Origin of the sequence: Marinobacter algicola DG893, assembly GCF_000170835.1 — a bacterium.
Lineage (GTDB): Bacteria > Pseudomonadota > Gammaproteobacteria > Pseudomonadales > Oleiphilaceae > Marinobacter > Marinobacter algicola.
This window is the reverse complement of sequence record NZ_ABCP01000037.1, coordinates 13,271-33,409: the sequence shown is the minus strand read 5'-3', so window position 1 is coordinate 33,409 and position 20,139 is coordinate 13,271. Positions and strand designations below refer to the sequence as shown.

20 protein-coding genes are annotated in these 20,139 nt (G+C 58.4%); 13 read left to right on the top strand and 7 right to left on the bottom strand.

What is annotated here, in order from left to right:
- Both MDG893_RS16705 and panP read left to right on the top strand, forming a co-directional pair.
- Positions 1-375, top strand: a 375-nt coding sequence (locus MDG893_RS16705; protein WP_007154998.1) for a DUF503 domain-containing protein, incomplete at its 5' end; no start/stop codon positions are given.
- A 126-nt stretch (positions 376-501) separates the two neighbouring features.
- Positions 502-2,178, top strand: a complete 1,677-nt coding sequence (panP, locus tag MDG893_RS16700) for a pyridoxal-dependent aspartate 1-decarboxylase PanP (RefSeq protein ID WP_007154997.1) — start codon at positions 502-504, stop codon at positions 2,176-2,178.
- Between the two features lie 6 nt (positions 2,179-2,184).
- Here panP and MDG893_RS16695 read toward each other — a convergent pair whose 3' ends face one another.
- Together MDG893_RS16695 and MDG893_RS16690 are read right to left on the bottom strand one after the other, a co-directional pair.
- The gene (locus tag MDG893_RS16695) at positions 2,185-2,451 is read right to left on the bottom strand and encodes a hypothetical protein (RefSeq protein WP_007154996.1); all 267 of its coding nucleotides are present in this window, start codon (positions 2,449-2,451) and stop codon (positions 2,185-2,187) included.
- Between the two features lie 105 nt (positions 2,452-2,556).
- A complete protein-coding gene (locus MDG893_RS16690; protein WP_007154995.1) occupies positions 2,557-4,116 on the bottom strand; it encodes an inorganic phosphate transporter in 1,560 nt (519 codons plus the stop codon).
- A gap of 228 nt (positions 4,117-4,344) precedes the next feature.
- On the opposite strand from MDG893_RS16690, the gene MDG893_RS16685 reads away from it, so the two are divergent.
- From MDG893_RS16685 to MDG893_RS16675, 3 genes are all read left to right on the top strand, one after another.
- A complete protein-coding gene (locus MDG893_RS16685) occupies positions 4,345-5,439 on the top strand; it encodes a GGDEF domain-containing protein (RefSeq protein ID WP_007154994.1) in 1,095 nt (364 codons plus the stop codon).
- Between the two features lie 98 nt (positions 5,440-5,537).
- A complete protein-coding gene (locus MDG893_RS16680) occupies positions 5,538-5,984 on the top strand; it encodes a flavodoxin (protein ID WP_007154993.1) in 447 nt (148 codons plus the stop codon).
- A gap of 102 nt (positions 5,985-6,086) precedes the next feature.
- Complete coding sequence (locus MDG893_RS16675) at positions 6,087-8,651, top strand: EAL domain-containing protein (protein ID WP_007154992.1); 2,565 nt, start codon at positions 6,087-6,089, stop codon at positions 8,649-8,651.
- A 14-nt stretch (positions 8,652-8,665) separates the two neighbouring features.
- Here the strand turns inward: MDG893_RS16675 and tesB are convergent, their stop codons facing one another.
- From tesB to MDG893_RS16660, 3 genes are all read right to left on the bottom strand, one after another.
- Positions 8,666-9,523, bottom strand: coding sequence for an acyl-CoA thioesterase II (gene tesB / locus MDG893_RS16670; RefSeq protein WP_007154991.1), 858 nt, complete (start codon positions 9,521-9,523; stop codon positions 8,666-8,668).
- A 79-nt stretch (positions 9,524-9,602) separates the two neighbouring features.
- Positions 9,603-10,757, bottom strand: a complete 1,155-nt coding sequence (locus tag MDG893_RS16665; protein WP_007154990.1) for an NAD(P)/FAD-dependent oxidoreductase — start codon at positions 10,755-10,757, stop codon at positions 9,603-9,605.
- Between the two features lie 36 nt (positions 10,758-10,793).
- On the bottom strand, positions 10,794-10,961 hold the full coding sequence (locus tag MDG893_RS16660; protein WP_007154989.1) for a rubredoxin: 168 nt from the start codon (positions 10,959-10,961) through the stop codon (positions 10,794-10,796).
- Between the two features lie 263 nt (positions 10,962-11,224).
- Between MDG893_RS16660 and MDG893_RS16655 the strand changes: the two genes are divergently transcribed.
- The 5 genes from MDG893_RS16655 to phoR all read left to right on the top strand — a co-directional run bounded on the left by MDG893_RS16655 (position 11,225) and on the right by phoR (position 15,479).
- Positions 11,225-11,782, top strand: coding sequence for a hypoxanthine-guanine phosphoribosyltransferase (locus MDG893_RS16655; RefSeq protein ID WP_007154988.1), 558 nt, complete (start codon positions 11,225-11,227; stop codon positions 11,780-11,782).
- Positions 11,763-12,338, top strand: coding sequence for a chorismate--pyruvate lyase family protein (locus MDG893_RS16650; protein WP_007154987.1), 576 nt, complete (start codon positions 11,763-11,765; stop codon positions 12,336-12,338). The genes MDG893_RS16655 and MDG893_RS16650 overlap by 20 nt, the downstream gene beginning before the upstream one ends.
- Positions 12,339-12,422: 84 nt before the next feature.
- Complete coding sequence (gene ubiA, locus MDG893_RS16645; RefSeq protein ID WP_007154986.1) at positions 12,423-13,310, top strand: 4-hydroxybenzoate octaprenyltransferase; 888 nt, start codon at positions 12,423-12,425, stop codon at positions 13,308-13,310.
- Between the two features lie 101 nt (positions 13,311-13,411).
- Positions 13,412-14,104, top strand: coding sequence for a phosphate regulon transcriptional regulator PhoB (phoB, locus tag MDG893_RS16640; RefSeq protein WP_007154985.1), 693 nt, complete (start codon positions 13,412-13,414; stop codon positions 14,102-14,104).
- Between the two features lie 58 nt (positions 14,105-14,162).
- On the top strand, positions 14,163-15,479 hold the full coding sequence (phoR, locus tag MDG893_RS16635; protein ID WP_007154984.1) for a phosphate regulon sensor histidine kinase PhoR: 1,317 nt from the start codon (positions 14,163-14,165) through the stop codon (positions 15,477-15,479).
- 18 nt (positions 15,480-15,497) lie between these two features.
- On the opposite strand, the gene MDG893_RS16630 is transcribed toward phoR, so the two are convergent.
- Positions 15,498-16,355, bottom strand: coding sequence for a response regulator (locus MDG893_RS16630; protein WP_007154983.1), 858 nt, complete (start codon positions 16,353-16,355; stop codon positions 15,498-15,500).
- A gap of 288 nt (positions 16,356-16,643) precedes the next feature.
- Between MDG893_RS16630 and MDG893_RS16625 the strand changes: the two genes are divergently transcribed.
- The 3 genes from MDG893_RS16625 (at position 16,644) to MDG893_RS16615 (ending at position 19,655) form a co-directional block, all read left to right on the top strand.
- A complete protein-coding gene (locus MDG893_RS16625; protein WP_007154982.1) occupies positions 16,644-17,840 on the top strand; it encodes a lytic murein transglycosylase in 1,197 nt (398 codons plus the stop codon).
- An 88-nt stretch (positions 17,841-17,928) separates the two neighbouring features.
- The gene (locus tag MDG893_RS16620) at positions 17,929-18,960 is read left to right on the top strand and encodes a metal-dependent hydrolase (protein ID WP_007154981.1); all 1,032 of its coding nucleotides are present in this window, start codon (positions 17,929-17,931) and stop codon (positions 18,958-18,960) included.
- Between the two features lie 2 nt (positions 18,961-18,962).
- A complete protein-coding gene (locus MDG893_RS16615) occupies positions 18,963-19,655 on the top strand; it encodes a pseudouridine synthase (RefSeq protein WP_040474712.1) in 693 nt (230 codons plus the stop codon).
- Here the strand turns inward: MDG893_RS16615 and MDG893_RS16610 are convergent, their stop codons facing one another.
- Positions 19,656-20,135 (bottom strand): asparaginase domain-containing protein, encoded by a 480-nt coding sequence (locus tag MDG893_RS16610; RefSeq protein WP_007154979.1) that lies wholly within the window; start codon positions 20,133-20,135, stop codon positions 19,656-19,658.
- Between the last annotated feature and the right edge of the window lie 4 nt (positions 20,136-20,139).

The window sequence follows — 20,139 nt, the reverse complement described above, 5'->3', positions numbered from 1 at the left end:
TCCGGTTCCAGCACCAAAATCGGAACACCTATGTCTGAAGCTCTAAGAAGGCTGCTAAAAGAGGGCAACACGCCCCAGCAAACAGTCATAACGCCCCACGTGGGCATCCTGACCCTGCACTTCCAGCTCTACGGCTGCGAAGACCTCAAAGCCAAGCGCAAAGTCTTCACCGCGCTGAAGGCGGTATGGGGCAAAGAACCCGACCTGGCCGTTGCCGAAACCGCCGACCAGGACGCCCTCGATTGCGCCACCTGGACCATCGCCGCCCTCGGAGGCTCATCGCAACAGATCGCCCAGCGTCTCGACCAGATTGAAAAAGCGATACAGGAACGCATCGACGCTGCCATACTGGATGTACATCGCGAGATACTTTGACCCTCCCGCCGGGCACAGGCCATGCTGTAGCGTATGGTTTCACGACACCGTATACTACGCCCCCTCAGGGAGAACAGAACGGCCGGGACAGGCTCTGTGAATGACCACTGATAGTGTGTGGCACCTATGACCGGAAAGAAAAAATCGGCCCAGGCCTCGGTAGAGGCCATGTACCGTGTATTCACCGTGCCCGAGGCACCTGAATCCACCCTGAGCCGGATTGACCAGAACATATCCCGCAACCTTGCCGGCTTCCTGCAGGAACACATCGTTGCGGTCGAACGGGATCTTTCCGAAGTCGAGAAAGACTTCTCAGACTACGCCATTCCCGAGAAGCCTATCTTCGTCTCCGAACAGGCCCAATTCCTGCTCGACAAGCTCGTCGCAAACTCGGTACATACCGCGTCTCCGAGCTTTATCGGCCACATGACATCGGCACTGCCCTACTTCATGTTGCCACTGTCCAAGATCATGATTGCCCTCAACCAGAACCTGGTCAAAACCGAAACCTCCAAGGCATTTACGCCCATGGAGCGTCAGGTATTGGGCATGATCCACCGCCTGGTGTACGAACAGGATGGCGCCTTCTACCGCAAGTGGATGCACGACCCCAGTTACGCTCTCGGCGCCATGTGCTCCGGTGGCACCGTGGCGAACCTGACCGCACTCTGGGTTGCCCGCAACAACGCTTTTCCTGCCGAAGGAAGTTTCCGGGGCATCCATCAGGAAGGCCTGTTCCGGGCACTGCGCTATTACGGATGCGAGGGTGCTGCCATTCTGGTGTCCCGCCGCGGCCATTACTCGCTGCGTAAAGCTGCCGATGTCCTTGGTCTGGGCCGGGACTTCCTGGTGCCCATCGACACCGATGACGACAACCGCATCAACACCGACGCACTGCGGGAGAAATGCCTGGAGCTGCACCGCCAGAAAATCCGGGTCATGGCCATCTGCGGCATCGCCGGCACGACCGAAACCGGCAACGTCGACCCACTGGACGCCATGGCAGACATCGCCCGCGAGTTCAACGCCCACTTCCACGTGGATGCGGCCTGGGGCGGACCGACGCTGTTTTCCCGCACTCACAGGCACCTGCTCAGAGGCATCGAAAAGGCCGACTCGGTCACCTTCGACGCCCACAAGCAGCTCTATGTTCCCATGGGAGCCGGACTGGTGGTGTTCCGTGACCCAGGTTTGGCAAGTGCTATCGAGCATCACGCCCAGTACATTATCCGGAAAGGGTCCCGGGATCTGGGCAGCACCACTCTGGAAGGTTCACGACCGGGTATGTCGATGCTGATCCAGTCGGGGTTGAGAATCCTGGCGCGGGAAGGCTACGAGATCCTTATCGACCAGGGCATCGACAAGGCACAAACCTTTGCGGAAATGATCAACGCGGAAACGGATTTCGAGCTCATCACCAAACCCGAGCTCAATATTCTGACCTATCGCTATTGCCCGGAAAAAGTGCAGCAGGCACTGGCAATCGCGGACTCGCTACAGGCCGAACGACTCAATACCTGCCTGAACCGCATTACCAAATTCATTCAGAAAACCCAGCGTGAACGGGGCAAGGCCTTCGTTTCCCGTACCCGGCTCGAACCGTCGCGCTATTTTCACTTTCCGTGCATCGTGTTCCGGGTGGTATTGGCCAACCCGTTGACCACGAAGGAAATCCTCGCGGACATACTGAAGGAACAGCGGGACTTGTCATCAGACGAGGGCATCCAGGACGAAATCACCATCCTGGACCAGATGGCCGATGCGGTGTTGAAGCAGCATCAGCCTGGTGTTCGGCGGGCCTGACGAAAATCAGTAAAGCGCCTCTTCGTCATCCAGAACTTCGTCCAGAATATCGAGAAACATGTGATCCGCCCGACTCCAGCTCTCCGGAATACGGATTGTGGTGTTAGCGCTGATTTCACGGGCAATCAGCTCATTGGCATTGGGCTGATTGCGATATTTGCGGGCGATTTCCACCGATTTCACCGCAATGGTCGGATCACTGAGGACCTTCTTGATAAACACCCTGAGCTCGTCAATGACCTTCGCCTGACGACTTTCTTCTGCTGAACTCATGAATCAATCCCCGGACATATTGGCAACGTATTGGGAGGCAAACGCCTCCCGTATTGAAGAATAGTATGGGCCAAACAGGCACCTGACAACCAGCGCGACAATCCCTTACAGCAACAACCCACGCAGGGTGAAGAACAGGATGGCCGCCATGCAGGCCGAAGCGGGCACCGTAATGATCCAGGCAGCGACGATACGAGTCAGGTGCGAACGCTTTACCATCTCCTCGCGATAGATCTTCTTGAGGCGCTTGCGCTCTTTCTTGGAGAGCGGCACCTGTTTCTTTTTCTTGGCCTGTTGGAGCAGGTTTTCCATCTGCTCAACCGAGGCGTTACGGAAATCTTCCAGGAACGGGCGCAGACGCTCACGCTCTTCTTCTTCATGGCTGTCCATGATGTTGTGGAGCTGGGTGGCGTAATTGGACTTCAGGTACTCCCTCAGGAAACCAACGCCAAACACACCACCGATGGCAATGTGGGTGGAACTGACCGGCAGCCCCAACTGAGAAGCGATAATAACGGTAAGCGCCGCCGACAGGGCAATACAGAACGCCCGGGTTTTATCCAGCTCCGTGATCTCAGTCCCCACGGTCTTAATCAGGCGTGGGCCGAACAACATAAGACCAACGGCCAGGCCAAGGGCGCCAACCAGCATTACCCACAGAGGAATGGACGCTGCGGTGACCACTGCGCCAGCCGACAGAGCATCGTTAATGGCCGCCAGCGGGCCGATGGCATTGGCCACGTCGTTCGCCCCGTGGGCAAAACTGAGCAACGCCGCAGCAAAGATGAGCGGCCAGGTAAACAGGGTATTCACGCCAGCCGAGCTGTTTTCCATGGTCGCAGCACGACGACCGACCAGGGCCCGCATCAGGAAGAAAATGACCGCAGCAAGCCCCAGACCAACCAGAGAAGCTCCCAGGAAGTCTACTTCAACCACCTTCTTGACCCCCTTCACCATCAAATAGGTGCCGAAGGCCCAGGCCATGATCGCCACCAGCCAGGGTACGAAGATTCTTGCCGCCGGCACCACGTTCTTGCGATACAGCACGGTCTTTTTGATGGCATACAGGAACAGCGCCGCCAGCACGCCACCCATGACGGGGGAAATCACCCAACTGGCGACAATTTTGGCCATGACGGCCCAGTCGGCAATACCCCAACCGCCGGCCGCAATTCCGGCCCCAAGCACACCCCCGACAATGGAGTGGGTAGTGGACACCGGAGCCCCCATCCAGGTGGCCAGGTTCAGCCACAGGGCGCCAGCAAGAAGCGCGGCAGTCATCAACCATACGAAGGCGCTGACATCGTCGAGCCTTTCAGCGGCAATAATGCCCCCTTTGATGGTAGAAACCACGTCGCCGCCGGCGATGATGGCGCCTCCGGCCTCAAACACGGCGGCAATCAGGACCGCGCCACCCAACGACAGCGCCCCGGACCCCACCGCCGGGCCGACATTATTGGCGACATCGTTTGCACCAATGTTGATGGCCATGTAGCCACCAATGACCGCGGCTGCCATCAGCAGCATGTTGTTGGGCATGCCGTCACTGATCTGCCCCACCGCCAGAAAAATGCAGAGCAGGAACAGGAAGCTGAAGCCAACACGATAACGTTCGGTCGATGGGCTGGTCAGGAGAGTATCGAGGAATCCGTTTTTGCCGGCCATAATACGTCAGGTCTCGCAACAGGGAGGATACGGGAAGCTGCAGTTTCACATTACTTACGGCGGCAACTATAAATTTTTTGCCATGAAATTGAAACAAAACGGCCATAATGCGGATTGCATGACCAAAGTCGCTGTACAGATTTCCCGCTTCGACTAATCTGAATCACTATCCAGCCTCACGCAGTCTGGGCAAAGCACTAACAACAAATCGACAACAACAGACGTGTCATGACCCGACTCCCCGATACCAGCCAACAAATAGCCGACGAAGGCGAGGAGGAACGCGTATCCCGCCTGCTGACAGGTCTGTCAGCCATGGCCATCCTCTTCCTGCTGGGCATTGGCACCAAAGCGTGGTTTGCAACCCACACCCACCACGCCTTTTCGCTCTGGTTCTTTGCGGGGCTGGTGGCGATGAACATGCTGGCGTTTGCCCGCTCTCGCAACCGCCGCCATCAAAAGGTTGGCATGATCTCTATCGTCGGCCTGCTGTTCGGATACCTGATCATTACAGGTGGTGAGAGCAACACCGGCCCTCTCTGGTTCTACGTGTTTCCGCCGCTGCTGTTCTACCTGACTGACCTGAAAACCGGCACAGCAGTGTTGTTATTCTGCTGCCTGCTGGCGGTTGTGGTTTTCCAGTTCCCTGAACTGCCGCTGGTGACTGCGGAATACAGCACAGACTTCAAGATCCGCTTCTTCGCCACGCTGACGTTCGAATCCATCTTCTGTTTCGTGCTGGAAGCCAGTCGCCTGAAGGCACGCAATGAGTTGATGGAGTTGGCCCGCACCCACCAACACGCGGCCCGAACTGACGAACTGACGGGCCTGTCCAACCGCAGGGACATGCAGCATCGACTGAACGAGGAGTATTCAAGGTACCGGCGCTCCGGCCACCACTTCTCCATCGTTCTGATCGACCTGGACCTCTTCAAGCGTATCAACGACGACTACGGACACGACGCCGGCGACCACGTACTCCGGGCTTTCTCGCAACTGATGGAAACCGTTATCCGGCAAACGGATGTGGCCGCACGCTGGGGCGGAGAGGAGTTCCTGATCCTGTTGCCGGACACCTCACTGCTACAAGCTCTCACGCTCGCTGAGCGGTTACGTTCCGAGGTCGCCAGCGCCGAATTCTCCTTCGCCGGCCAATCCATGCCCGTCACCATCAGCGCCGGCATCTGCTCTATCGCCAAGACCAGCTCAGTGGATGAATTGCTGAAACAGGCTGACGTTCACCTGTACAACGCCAAGCAAGACGGGCGCAATCGCGTTGCCCCCAGAGTACGAACCTCCTCCAGGGAAACCAGCCTCTCCTGAGCCGGATCTTGAGCGCTAGCACATCACCGGCTATGATCGGGCCCCAACGCAGACAGCCATCACGGGATGGCTGTCGTTACGAATCAACAGGACCATTCATGGCTTCAATCCGGATTCTGGTCGGCAGCGTTTATGGTGGCGCCCTGCTGACGGCACGTACCCTGAAGAAAACCCTGGAACCGGAAGGGCACCGGATCACAGTCCTTGAGGACCCCGATCTGGAGGACATCACCGGGAACGACGAACCACTGCTGGTGTGCACATCAACCACCGGCCAGGGAGAGCTGCCCCCCAACCTGCTGCCGTTTTACCTGCGACTGCGGGAGCAACTGCCCCAGCAACCGGCACGTCCGTTTGGGGTCATTGTGCTTGGTGACAGTTCCTACGGAGACACCTTTTGTGGCGCCGGTGAGCTGATGGAAGAGGCTTTATACGAGACGTCAGCCCGGAAAGTGGGGGACACCTTAAGGATCGACGCCCTGGAAACCACCGAGCCGGAGATGGAAGCCGTACCCTGGGTGCGGGAGTGGCTTGAACGGCTATAACACCTGACACAGGTGACGTTCGAAAACCGGCGATATCGGCCTTGAGCCCCCCGGCAGATAACGCCATACTGAGCCGGACAATCACAACAAGATCGGTACTACGTGCGCCATATTGCTCAGTTTTTCGCCCTGGCGGGCGCATTGATCATGATGGCTTTCGGAACCCAGGCAAATGCGGCTTCGCCCGGCTTTGCAGAACCGGATATGGACTACATCCGGGTGGCACCTTCGGAACAGATGGATCTCAGGGAAGCTCTTACTTCCGACCGGTGGCAATCACTGGAAGGCGAAAGCCCCAACTTCGGCTACATTCGTGACACCGTGTGGCTCCGCGTTCCTGTATCCACCATACCCAGTGACCGCAAGCTGCTGGAGATACGCTATCCGCAGCTCGACGATATCACCTTCTACCTGATGGAGAACGGTGTCGTCAGGCAACGCATATCAACTGGCGATCACCTGCCCTTTGCACAGCGCCAGATTCGGCACCGCAACTTTCTGTTCTCCTTCGAAACCGATCCGCAAAGCGATTACCAGGTGTTATTGCGTATTCGAACACAGGGCGCCATGCAGATCCCCGTCAGGCTGTGGGACCCGCGAACCTACTTCGAAGCCACGTCCATCGAAGATCAGATGCACGCGATCTACTACGGCATCCTGATCATGGTGATCTTTTTCAACCTGTTTATCTTCCTGGCCCTGAGGGAGCGCATGTACCTGTTGTACGTGCTCTCCACCCTCAGCTACCTGATGTTTATTGGCAGTCTGAATGGCAGCACCTACCAATTACTCTGGCCAGAGTCGCCCTGGTTGCACAACCAGGCCATGGTGCTGGCCGTGCCGGTGGCATTGATATTCACCCTGTTATTCTCCCGCGCTTTCCTCAACCTGCGCGTCACCAGCCCGCGCATGGACAAACTTGTGTGGTATACGGTGTTGGTGAACGTCGCGGTGGCAGTGACAACATTCGTTACCGACTACAGCGTTGCCAGCAGGCTCACGGTTGCCCTGGCGATTCCCAGTTGCCTGCTGTTGACCGTCATGGGGCCCATACAATGGATTCGGGGCAATCCCCAGGCCGGCTACTACACCATAGCCTGGGGCCTGCTTACCCTGGGCAGCGCCATCACCGCAGCCAATAAATACGGTTTCGTACCCAACAGCTTCGTGACGGCCTACGGCATCGAAATCGGCTCCGCTCTCGAAGCTATCCTGTTGACCATCGCCCTGGCCGCCCGGCTCTACCAGGAACGTGAAGGCAAAGTTCGCGCCCGCGAAGCAGAAATCACCGCCATGGCGGCAAGGCGCTCAGCAGAGCTTCGACTGATCGAACAGGCTCTCCACAACCCGCTAACGGGATTGCCCAACCGCGCTTGCCTGGAAATGACCATCAGCGAACTGATCAACCGAGAGCCCGACAAACGCCTCTCCATCGCGGTGATCCACCTAAGCAACCTTCCAGCCATCACCAAAACCCTGGGGCATCGTAATACCGACCGGCTGCTCGAACTTGCCGCCCGACGCTTCAACAGCATCGTCAGTGAACTGCCCGGAATCTGCACCGTTGAGACCACCGATCAGCAGAGTTTCTACCTGGCGTCGCTGGAGTCGGCTACCTTCGGGTTTATTGTGGAAGCGGATGTTATTTCGGAAACACCTCGTGCCATTGTTCGTGCCCTTGAGGAAATCCGTAAACCGCTGGACTACCTGGGCATGCAGTTACCACTGGACCCTCACACGGGCTCGGCGATCTATCCGGATCACGCCACCGACACCAATACCCTGATCCGGCGTGCCTTTATTGCGCAGGGCTCCGACGACGCCCGAGACCGAGGGCTGGCCTACTATCAGCCCTCGCGGGACTCCTACAGCGCTGACCGCCTTACCCTGGTGTCCGAGCTGCAACATGCTCTCCAGCACGGTGAACTTGCCCTATACCTGCAACCAAAACTGTCTCTGAAAACAAGGGAGGTGGTCGGCCTGGAAGCGCTGATTCGCTGGCCCGACCGGAAAAAGCCAATACCCGCCGACGAGCTGATTGCCCTGGCCGAGCAGACCGGACTGATCAAGCCATTAACACGCTGGGTACTGGAGAACTCACTGGAACTGAGAGCGCGATTACTGGAGAACGGCTACCCACTCAATATCTCGGTGAATATCTCCCCCAACAATCTGCGGGAGCCGGACTTTCCGCTGTACGTCCAGCGCCTGATGAGCAGCCACCACACTCATCGCGGGGCCATTATCCTGGAAGTCACCGAGACCTCAATGATGCAGGACCCGGTCAACTCACTGCGTGCCCTCAACTCCCTACACACCACAGGTATTCCGCTGTCCATTGATGACTTCGGTTCCGGCTATTCTTCGCTCTCGTATATCAAGCGATTGCCCGCCAGCGAGATCAAGATCGACCGCTCACTGATCACGGATCTGGCGTCCCAGGCTGGCGACCGCGTCATTGTCCAGACCACCATCGAGATGTGCCACAGCCTGGGCTATGCGGTAGTGGCCGAGGGCGTGGAAAGCTCGGAGACAATGGAACTGTTGGAGAAGATGGGGTGCGACATGATCCAGGGCTATATCCTGACGCCACCACTGCCGTTCGACGACGTCATCGTTTGGCTGGGCGACTACAAACATCATGGCCGAGGCCGTAAGCTTGGCTGACCATCTCCGCTGACCTAACCCCGCTGACGGATGAGTGCTTCCTGGGTGGTCGAGGCCACCAGCCGGCCCTGGCGGTCAAAGAAATTACCGCGATTGAAGCCGCGTCCTCCGGTGGCGCTGGGGCTATCCTTGTCGTAGAGCAACCACTCGTCCATACGGAACTCGCGATGAAACCAGATGGAATGATCCAGGCTTGCGATCTGCATGTTCTTGTTCATAAACGACACGCCGTGGGGATTCAGTGACGTCCCCAGAAAGGAAAAGTCGGACGCGTATGTCAGCAGGCAGCGGTGCAGCACCGGATCGTTCGGCAGGTGGCCCTGAGTACGTAACCAGCTTTGTTTGTAGGGCGGGCGCGGTTCCGGTTTCAATGGATTCACCGGGTCCACAGGCCGGATTTCGATAGGACGATCCCGGGTCAGGGTGTCGCGGAGATGCTCAGGGACATGAGGCGCCAGCAGTTCGCCGTACTCCTGCTCGGATTTAAGGTCTTCCGGATCCGGTGCCGAGGGCATGTCGAGTTGATGTTCGAAGCCTTCCTCGGCCACCTGGAACGACATGGAGCCGGTCAGAATCTCCTTGCCACCCTGACGTGCAATCACACGCCGAACGGAGAAACTGCCACCGTCCCGAACCCGCTGGACCTCGTAGTCAATGGGCATGCTGTGATTTCCAGGGCGCAGGAAGTAGGCATGCAGCGAGTGTGGCAGGCGACCTTCCACCGTGCGACTGGCCGCCATCAGCGCCTGCCCCAGAACCTGGCCACCAAACACATTGGGAAAGCCGAGATCTTCACTGTCCCCCTGGAAATGGTCGTCACCGATGGGGGAAAGATCCAGCAGATCCACCAGTTTTCTGGTCACTTCAAGCATGCCAGCTCCTGTCAATATCGTTAGCTCACGAATGAGTTTCTACCGCAAGCCGAGGGTTTTCGCAATCCTGATATCGCCCTCAGCCATGAATCGGCGGCACTTCCTTCGACAGGGCCTGCTTCTCCATCGCATAAGCACCGGTTACCGCAAAGCCCAGAACCTCGCCAGACTCACTCCTGAACAGGGCACGAACATCCTGGCCGTCCGCATCCACTTCCCAGGTGCCCGATGCATTCGCCGGTGGCGGACACACCGCCGTTGGACAACAGGGGGTCTTGACCATGACCGGCATGGTGCCGTACTTCACTTCAGTGCGCTCGCTTACCAGCGTTTTTGCCAACGCACGGGAGCACGCCATCAGCGGCAGCACGTACAGCAATACGTGACCGTCCACTTCAGCGCAGTCGCCCAGTGCATAAACATCTGGCATTGAAGTCTCCAGGGCGCGGTTGACCACGATGCCACGCCGGGTTTCCAGGCTCGCCGCAGCGGCCAGCTCCGTGCGTGGACGCAGCCCGACCGCGGAAATCACCAGGTCAGAGTCCAGTTCCTCGCCATTGGACAAGGTCAGACGAACGCCATCCCCGTTATTGGCAATATGTTCCACGACGGTTTCCAGATGAAAACGGACACCCAATCCCTCCAGCCCATCACGAACCGCGTCCGCAGCGGCCGGTGGCAGCAGCCCCGGCATCAGGGCATCAGAGGGAGCAATCACATCCACGTCGACATCGCCGTTGCGAAGGTCGTTGGCAAACTCACAACCGATCAGGCCCGCGCCCATGATGGCTACCCGCTTCTTGCCCTTCAGGGCTTTGCGAAAGGCTCGGTAGTCCATCAGGTCGTTGATGGAAAAGACACGCTCGTGGCCGTCACCGGCAATGGACAGGCGAATCACATCCGCACCCCAGGCCAACACCAGTTTGCCGTACGGTAGCCGTTCATCCCCCAGCACCAGTTCGTGGGCGTCCGGATCAATGCCGGTCACAGTGGTGTGAGTACGCAGCTGAAGGTTCAATTGCTCCACCATCGTATCCGACGACGCCTGCGCCAGTTCGTCGGCCTCTTTACCCTTGGTAAAACCGGTGGAAAGCATAGGCTTGGAGTAACTGTAACCATCGTCCGCCGTCACCATGACGATCGGTGTGTCCTTGTCCTGCTTACGGATTTCCTTCGCCAGCGAATAGCCCGACAATCCGGTACCCACAATCACGATAGGGGCGTCTGCGTTCATTACTGCTCTCCAAACCAGTTCAGCGGTAGCGGCGTGTCAGCCGATCTCAATCATCTCGAAGTCTTCCTTACCCACGCCGCAGTCCGGGCACTCCCAATCTTCCGGGACATCTTCCCAGGCGGTTCCAGGCTCAATACCGTCTTCCGGCCAGCCTTCCGCTTCATCGTAAATAAATCCACAGACAACGCACTGCCACTTCTTCATGTCATTCCTCCGAAACGCATTGAGGCGCGATGATAATTGTCAGACAATTATGCGCGCAAGTCTTTCATGCACCGAGTTGGCATCATTCACATTGGGAAACCATCATACCCACCGCCGAGGCATTGACCAATGCCGTCGCCGACGGCTATTCAACGGGTTTTCTGCCAATCACCGAATTTCCACCCGGCGAACCGGGAAACGCCCCTCCCTTCAGCGTGCCTCCTCCGGTATAATCGGCCGTTTTACGATAGGACCCCAGTGCTATGACCGACACCGTCGCCGAACTGAATCAGGTAATGGCCGAGGCCGACTGCCTGGTAAGTGAACAGCAGGTACAGGCTGCCATCCAGTCTCTTGCAGACGAGATCACCGGGCGCCTCAAGGACACCAATCCGCTGTTGTTCTGCGTGATGAATGGCGGCCTTATCCTCACCGGCCACCTACTGCCAAGACTGACATTTCCCGTGCAAGCGGAATACCTTCACGCCACCCGCTATCGCCAGGAAACCACCGGCGGCATCCTGGAATGGAAACTGCAACCGGAAGCCAATATGAATGGCCGTACGGTGCTGATCGTTGATGACATTCTCGACGAAGGCACGACGCTCTGTGCCATTGCAGATTACTGCCTCGCCCATGGCGCCAGCGAGGTTCTGACGGCCGTATTGGTCGACAAACAACACGATCGCAAGGCAAAGCCAAACCTGAAGGCAGATTTTACCGGCCTGGAGGTTGAGGACCGTTTCCTGTTTGGCTACGGCATGGACTACAAAGGTTATTGGCGCAACGCCCCGGGAATTTATGCCGTCAAAGGACTTTGACCGGTACGCACCCAGCGTGCTTGAGGACGACAACGCCATCGCCACCCCCGCTACGGACTGGTACCGCTCTTTTTCGGCCGCCGCGTTGAAAAACCCGACCATCCATGGGCCGCTCAGCCACTGGCTGACGCTGGAAGGCTCGCTGACCCGGGCGCTTCAACTGCGATGCCGTGAGCACTTTCACGTGGATATCCTCCAGGAGGGTTTTGCCCGCCCCACCGTGGAGGAAGCTCATACCCTCGGCATTCCGGTACGCCAGAATGCGTGGATCCGCGAGGTCTGCCTGAACGGTGACAATACCCCATGGGTGCTTGCCCGCACCATTATCCCGCTGGCAACCCTGTCAGGGCGTGGTCGCCGCCTGCGCAATCTTGGACGCCGTCCCCTCGGCGCCTATCTGTTCAGTAACCCTCAGTGGCAGCGGGGGCCGTTCGAAACCGGTCTTTGTCATCGGGTTAATCGCCATCAGCCTATGGCGGCCCGCCGCTCCCGTTTTTTCAGCGGTCATCATACCCTCCTTGTCGGGGAGTATTTCCTGCCCACGCTCTGCCCCTGACGCTGCGGCTCTTTTAACCGAACCCCACCGCTGGCTATAATCCCCGCTCAGCTTCAGGAACATCATCCCGGACGGACCAGACCTATGCTGCCCAATGCCGTGCCAGATCACATCCAGGCCCGCCTTGCAGACTACGCCCGACTGCTGCGAGTCGATCGCCCCATCGGCAGCCTGCTCCTGCTATGGCCAACCTACTGGGCACTTTGGCTGGCCGCAGACGGTTTCCCCAGCGTTGGCAACTTTATCGTCTTTACCCTCGGCGTATTCATGATGCGAGCTGCTGGTTGCGCCATCAATGATTTTGCCGATCGCAAGGTAGATCGACACGTCAAACGCACCAAAGACCGCCCACTGACCTCCGGTCGCATCGAAGCCTGGGAAGCTATTGCCCTGTTCGCAGGCCTCTGCGTGACGGCTTTCCTGATGGTGATTCTGTTCACCAACACGCTGACTCTCTATCTGTCGTTCGGGGGTGCAGTACTGGCGTTCATCTACCCGTTCATGAAGCGTTACACCCATCTGCCGCAACTGTTTCTTGGGGCCGCCTTTTCCTGGGCCATTCCCATGGCCTGGGCCGCCGAGGCCGGTGAGGTTACAAAACTGGCATGGCTGCTGTTTACCGCCAACGTGCTCTGGACCGTTGCCTACGACACCCTGTACGCCATGGTGGATCGTGATGACGACATCCGGATTGGCATCAAATCCACGGCCATCCTGTTCGGAGACGCCGACCGGGCAGTTATAGCAATCCTGCAGTCTCTGGTGGTGCTGATCCTCATACTCGTGGGCCAGCAGGCTGAACTCGGCGTTTTCTACTATCTTGGGCTCGTTGCCATGGCGTGCCTGTTTGTCTTCCAGCAGCACCTGGCCCGCTTCCGCGAGCGCGACGGGTGCTTCAAGGCCTTTCTCAACAATAACTGGGCGGGCTTCGCCGTTTTTACCGGTCTGTTGGTTGACCGGATCATCAGTTAGTTGATCATTCCTGGTCACAGCCTGCGACTGTCATATACTTGTAACACTATCCGGTTGTAATGAGGCAGCAACAATAATCGGTATGACACAGGTTAATGCTCATGACTGGAAAAACTGTCCTGATCGTCGATGACGAGGCACCCATCCGCGAGATGATCGCCGTGGCCCTCGAAATGGCCGACTACGACTACCTTGAGGCAGCGGATGCCCGCGAAGCGCATGCCCTGATAGTTGATAAACAGCCCGACTTGATACTCCTTGACTGGATGCTGCCAGGCACCAGCGGCGTGGAACTGGCCAGGCGCCTGAAAAAAGAAGAGGCCACGGCTGAGATTCCCATCATCATGCTGACGGCCAAGGTCGAGGAGGACAACAAGATCCAGGGCCTGGAAGTGGGTGCGGACGACTACATCACCAAGCCCTTCTCGCCGAGGGAGCTGGTGGCCAGGCTGAAAGCCGTATTGCGCCGCACCACGCCGCCCGGTGTGGAAACCCCGATCGAAGTGGATGGCCTGACTCTGGACCCGGTCGGCCACCGGGTCACCACGGAAACCGGCGCACTGAACATCGGCCCCACGGAATATCGGTTACTGCAGTTCTTCATGACACACCAGGAACGGGTTTATACTCGCTCCCAACTGCTTGACCAGGTGTGGGGTGGTAACGTCTATGTTGAAGAGCGAACCGTCGACGTCCATATACGCCGTTTGCGCAAAGCCCTTGGCGACCAATATGATCACCTGATCCAGACAGTGCGTGGCACCGGCTACCGGTTCTCTACCAGAGCAGCATAACCACAACCGGCGCCCTTTACCCCGAAAAGGGCCCGGAACTGATTCAGGGGCAGCCGTAATGCAACACAACTGGTCAAAGTACCTGCGATGGATTATCACGCTCCTGATAGCCTGCACGGCTGTCGGGCTTTTCTTTGGCCAGCCTCTCTATGGGCTGACGGCAGGGCTGCTGGCTTACCTGTGGTGGACTCTCGCTCAGGCCAAACGTCTGTACCAATGGCTCGGCAATCCCAGTGGCGGTGACGAAGCCCCTCAGAGTGTTGGTCTCTGGGGCGACATTTTCGACGGCCTCCACAGACTTCACCAGAACCACCTGCGCACCCAGGACAAACTTCGCGCCCAGATCAATCGGGTTCAGGAGTCCACCAATGCCATGCGGGATGGTGTGATCATGACCGACTCGCGGGGCGCCATGGAGTGGTGGAACGGCTCAGCGGAGCACCTGCTGGGCTTTCGTCGCAGTTCGGACCGCGGGCAGTTTATTCACAACCTGATCCGCAACCCCGCGTTCAAGGCCTACTTCGACTCCCGTGACTACCGGGAACCATTGGAACTGAACTCACCCGCAAAACCGCACATTCACCTGCAAATCCAGATCAGCCTGTTTGGCGACGACGACCGCCTGATTGTGGCCAAGGACGTGACCCGCCTGTACCAGCTTGAACAGATGCGACAGGACTTCGTTGGCAACGTTTCGCACGAAATGAGAACACCCCTGACGGTAATCAGCGGCTATCTGGAAACCCTGGTGGACAACGCCGACGACCTGCCGCCCAAGTGGCGGCGCGCCATCAACACCATGGCGCAGCAGTCCTCGCGTATGGAAGCGCTGATTACCGACCTGATATTGCTGTCCAGAATTGAAACCGGCGAACAGACCATCAACGACGCGGTCACGGATTTACAGGCCATGATCCAGCAGATCTGCCACGACGCCAAGGCCCTCAGCGGCGATCAGGGCCATGAATTCAACGTCAGCATTGGCGATCGCCACCTGCTGAGGGGCGACGAAAGCCAACTGCGCAGCGCCTTCTCAAATTTGATTTTCAACGCAGTGAAGTACACACCCGCCGGCGGACTCATCACCATTATCTGGAAAACGGACCGCGACGGCGGGCATCTGTCGGTGAAAGATACCGGTATTGGTATCGACCCGGTTCATATCCCACGACTTACCGAGCGTTTCTATCGCGCCGACCCCAGCCGGCACAAGGAAACCGGTGGCACCGGCCTGGGGCTGGCGATCGTCAAGCACGTATTGCTCAACCACGACGGCAATCTGGAAATACGAAGCCGGATTGGCGACGGCAGCGAATTCACCTGCCACTTTCCCCGGGAACGGTTGGCGGAAAGGCTTCCTGAAACCGCGTCCTGACCGGGATGCCTTTCGGGGCTAACCGCCGCTGCGGAAGCGGGCGATAAAGCGGGACAGGTCTTCCAGCTTTTTCGGGTCTTCGTCCACAAATCGGATGGTCACACCCACGAAATCCGTGTCCTGGCGTTTGTCCACCGCCTGCAACTGGTGAACGTAACCATTGAGCCGTGCCACCTGCCCTTCGGCCACCTCGATATCGACCACAGCCTGATCAAGGATGCCCGGAAACTGCTGGTCCCGCTTGGCGATCACACGCACTTCCGTCAGAGTGATGTCCTTGATGACAGAGCGCAGAGTGCTGTCTGAAAAACGCACCGACGCCACGCTCATTGGCGGCCTGCCCGTCACGCCTGAGGCAGAAGGCGTGGACGACTTGCCGGCACGGGCTGGCGCCGGAGACGCAGCCTCCCGTTTCTGGGTCAGCAGGCTGGCAGACTCGCGAAATGCCTCCGCAGGCCCGCCCATGGACTTTCCGCCGCGGTCCATGGCGTCCTTGAGGCGACGCCCCATTACCTTGATGATCTTATTGCTCAGGCCCTCGGGGCTGAAGGGTTTCCCCAGGTACTCAGAGACGCCCCCCTTAACGGCTTCGACCACATGATCCTTGTCACCACGGCTGGTGATCATGATAAAGGGCGTTTTTTCATACTGTGGCTGTTGGCGCATCCACTGCAACAGCTCCAGACCCGACATCTCCGGCATTTCCCAGTCACAGAGAATGAGATCAAACGTTGTGCGCGACATCAGTGATTGCGCCCGGCGACCGTTCTGGGCATCCGTGGTGTCAATCACTGGAAAACGCTGACGCACCGTTCGCTTGACCAGATCCCTCACAAAGCTGGCGTCATCCACCACCAGCGCCTTCAGCGTTGCCATGATTCGGACCTTTTGTCTTTCAGAAAGTTGTCGTATCGTCCTGCAAACTATAGAACAAGCCGATGATGGGGAATAGCGGGACTACAAAAAGACGACACATCCGGGGCGGTATGAAACGCCAGGTTAAAGAATTGTCACCGGAATCCGGCAACAACGGTGTTTCAGGGCCACAAAAACAGGCTACCATGAGCCAGGAACATCCACCCCAGACCGAGGTTTAGCGTGCCGAGCATATTCACAGGGACATCAAAAGGCCAACGGACACTTCGACACCTTTCACTTACCGGATTGTTTGTCCTGAGCAGCGCGCCCGCAGCCGCCGACGCCGAACTGGCCAAGCGTTTCCCCCAGTGCATCGAACACCTGGAAAGTCAGGCCATTGAGGCCGGTGTGTCATCACAAACGGCGGGTGAAGTGCTGGCCGGCGCTGAATATCTTGAGCGCGTGATAGAACTCGACCGCCGCCAGCCCGAATTCACCACCACCTTCGCGGACTATCTCAATCGCCGGGTAAACTCCGACCGGGTAAGCCGCGGGCGGGAGCTGCTGGACCAACACGAGGAACTGCTTGACCGTGTCACCCGGAAAACCGGCGTGCCCGCCCCCTACCTTGTGGCTTTCTGGGGCCTGGAAACCAACTTCGGCGCCTATTTTGGCAAGATGTCGGTGCCCAGTTCTCTTGCCACCCTGGCGTGTGACGAACGGCGCAGTCAGTTCTTTACTGAACAGTTGATTGCAGCCCTGAGAATCATCGACGAGGGCGCGATACCCGCCGAGCAGATGGAGGGCTCCTGGGCCGGTGCCATGGGGCATGTGCAGTTCATGCCAACGGTCTTCCTGCGCCATGCGGTGGACGGCGACGGCGATGGTAAACGCGACCTGTGGAACAGCTTGCCGGACGCAATGATGTCAGCTGGCCACTTCCTGCAGGATCTCGGTTGGGACGGCGACTACCGCTGGGGGCGAGAGGTTCTTCTGCCCCAGGGGTTCGATTACAGCCTGGCGGACGGCCGCAGGCTACCTCTGGAAAAATGGCGCGCCCTGGGCGTAACCGATGCCTTCGGCAACAACTTGGCGAACGAGCCCATTGAAGCCGCGCTGGTGGTTCCTGCAGGACACAGAGGGCCTGCGTTTCTGGCCTACAAGAATTTTAATGTGATCATGGGCTGGAACCGCTCTGAATTCTACGCTATCGCGGTTGGACATCTGGCGGACCGCATCGCCGGTGCCGGTAAGTTGCAGAACCCGCCCCCGGAGGACATGCCAGCGTTGTCACGGGACAATATCCTTACCCTTCAAAAAGCACTGAACGAACAGGGATTTGATACCGGGAAACCGGACGGTATCCTTGGCCCCAACACGCGCTCTGCCATTCGCGGCTACCAGTCAAAGAATGGCCTCGTTGCCGACGGCTATCCCGGCGACACGGTCCTCGATGCTTTGGAAGTGAAGCTGACGTCTGAAGCCTCTGGGAGTGATACCTGACCGCCATCTGCCGGCCATCTTGGGCGTGATCCGAAAACCGATTCCGCGCATAATACCTGCCGGACTCCACTGACAAGGTATCATCCCGATGGATTCGATCACCCAGGCGGCACTGGGCGCCTCGCTGGCCGGTGCCGTTGCCGGAAAAACCCTGGGCCGTTCAGCCCTGCTGGTCGGTGCCGTTCTCGGCACCCTTCCTGATCTGGACGTCATCATTGATTACGGCACCGCTGTCGCCAACTTCACCCAGCACCGCGGATTCAGCCACTCGCTGTTCGTTCTGTTGCCGCTGTCCGTATTACTGGCCTTTGCATTCCATCGGTGGCGCCCCCATCTCGGATACCGGCGCTGGTTTGCGCTCACTGCGCTTGTGCTTATGACCCACCCTCTGCTCGATGCCTTTACCACCTACGGAACCCAGTTGTTCTGGCCCATCGGCCCACCGGTGGCCATCAGCAGCATTTTCATTATCGACCCGCTTTATACCCTGCCGCTACTGGTCGGCATCATGGCGTTCCTGATCCGCGGTCCACAAACCAGCGCCATCATGGCCGGCCTGCTTCTTTCAACGCTTTATCTGGGCTGGAGTGCAACAGCGCAACAGATCATCCAGGAACGGGTTGGCCCCACGCTGGCAGAAGAAGGCCTGGAAGATGCCCCACGGCTGGTTCAGCCGATGCCTTTCAATACCGTACTGTGGCGAGTGACCGTTGTGGGTGAGGAAAAACGGGTGGAAATCGTGACCGGATTCCTGGATGGCAAGGGCCCCGTTACGGTGGAACACTTCCCCCGTGAACCTGACCTTGCAAACGCTGCCACGTCATTACCCGAAGGCCAGCGGCTGGCCTGGTTTACCCGTGGTTTCCTGCATTACGACAGGGAGGGCGATCAGCTCACGGCCACCGATATCCGCCTCGGTATTCCCGGGGCGCATCCCTTCACCTTCATACTCGCCAAATACGATGGAGACCGTCTTGAACCAAAGCCCAGTTCACGACTGGAACGTCCTGCAATTGGCGGGGAACTCCTAGGCGTGCTCTGGTCGCGAATGACGGGCTCTGCCGAGGTACTGTGCCTTGCCAGCCTGACACTGCCACCGCCGGGAGAGGGGTGTACCTGAGCATGCGCCTGGATTATTTCGTTGCCAACGCGACCACCCTGTCGCGCCGCGATGCGAAAAAAGCCATCAGTGCAGGCCGAGTCCGGGTGGATGGGGAGACCTGTCGCAAACCAGCTTCCCCGGTGGCCAAAGACACCCGAGTTTCCCTCGACGACCAGCCGCTGTCACTGCCAGAAGAGCGGTACCTGATGCTGTACAAGCCTGCTGGAGTCATCAGTGCCACCACCGACAGCCAGCAGCCCACGGCGCTGGACCTGCTGCCCGCAGACGTCCGTCACGGGCTGCACATCGCCGGGCGGCTGGACGCCGACACCACCGGGCTCCTGCTGCTGACCACCGACGGCCAATGGTCACACCGCATCACATCGCCCCGGCTGAAATGCCATAAAACCTACCGCGTGACACTCGCCGAACCCATTGATGACTTCGCCATCACGCAACTGCAACAGGGTGTATTACTGCACGGTGAGTCGCGGCCAACCAGACCTGCCGATGTCCATTTACTCAATGCCGGGGAAATTGATCTGACGTTGTCGGAAGGGCGCTACCACCAAGTCAAACGAATGCTGGCGGCGGTGGGCAACCATGTGACGGGGTTACACCGATGGCGCGTCGGCCCCCTCATACTAGACGACTCACTGGCGCCGGGAGATTACCGCGAACTGACCGCTGAGGAAGTGACCAGCGTGGGCTGATCAGGTGCGTTCGAAACGTTGGGCCTTCAGGTTCTTACGTACGGAACCAGCCTCGAACACCTCGCCGTTCATGGCAATATACACGCCATGAGGTAGTAGCTGGACTGCGGCCCATGCGTAGCCGATATTGAACACCGCGTCGCTCCGGCGCATCCGTGCCGGCTGCATGGCGCCAAACAACACAATGGTTTTCCCTTTCACCGACAGCAGCGCTCTGGCGGTTTCCGGCATGGTATCGGTACCGTGGGTGATCAGTATGCGCTCGGCGTTACACTGGCTGACGGCGGTTCTGATGATCTCCCGGTCGCCGTCCGTGATTTCCAGGCTGTCCTTGCGTAGCAACCCGTTCAGGGCATAGCCGTCATGGATGTTGGACTCCGCCAACAGCTCGGCAATCAGGCTATCGCCAATCTCAAACTCGCTGTTGGCATCGAAATACACCTTGTCGATGGTGCCGCCGGTGGTGAATATCTCAATCATACGC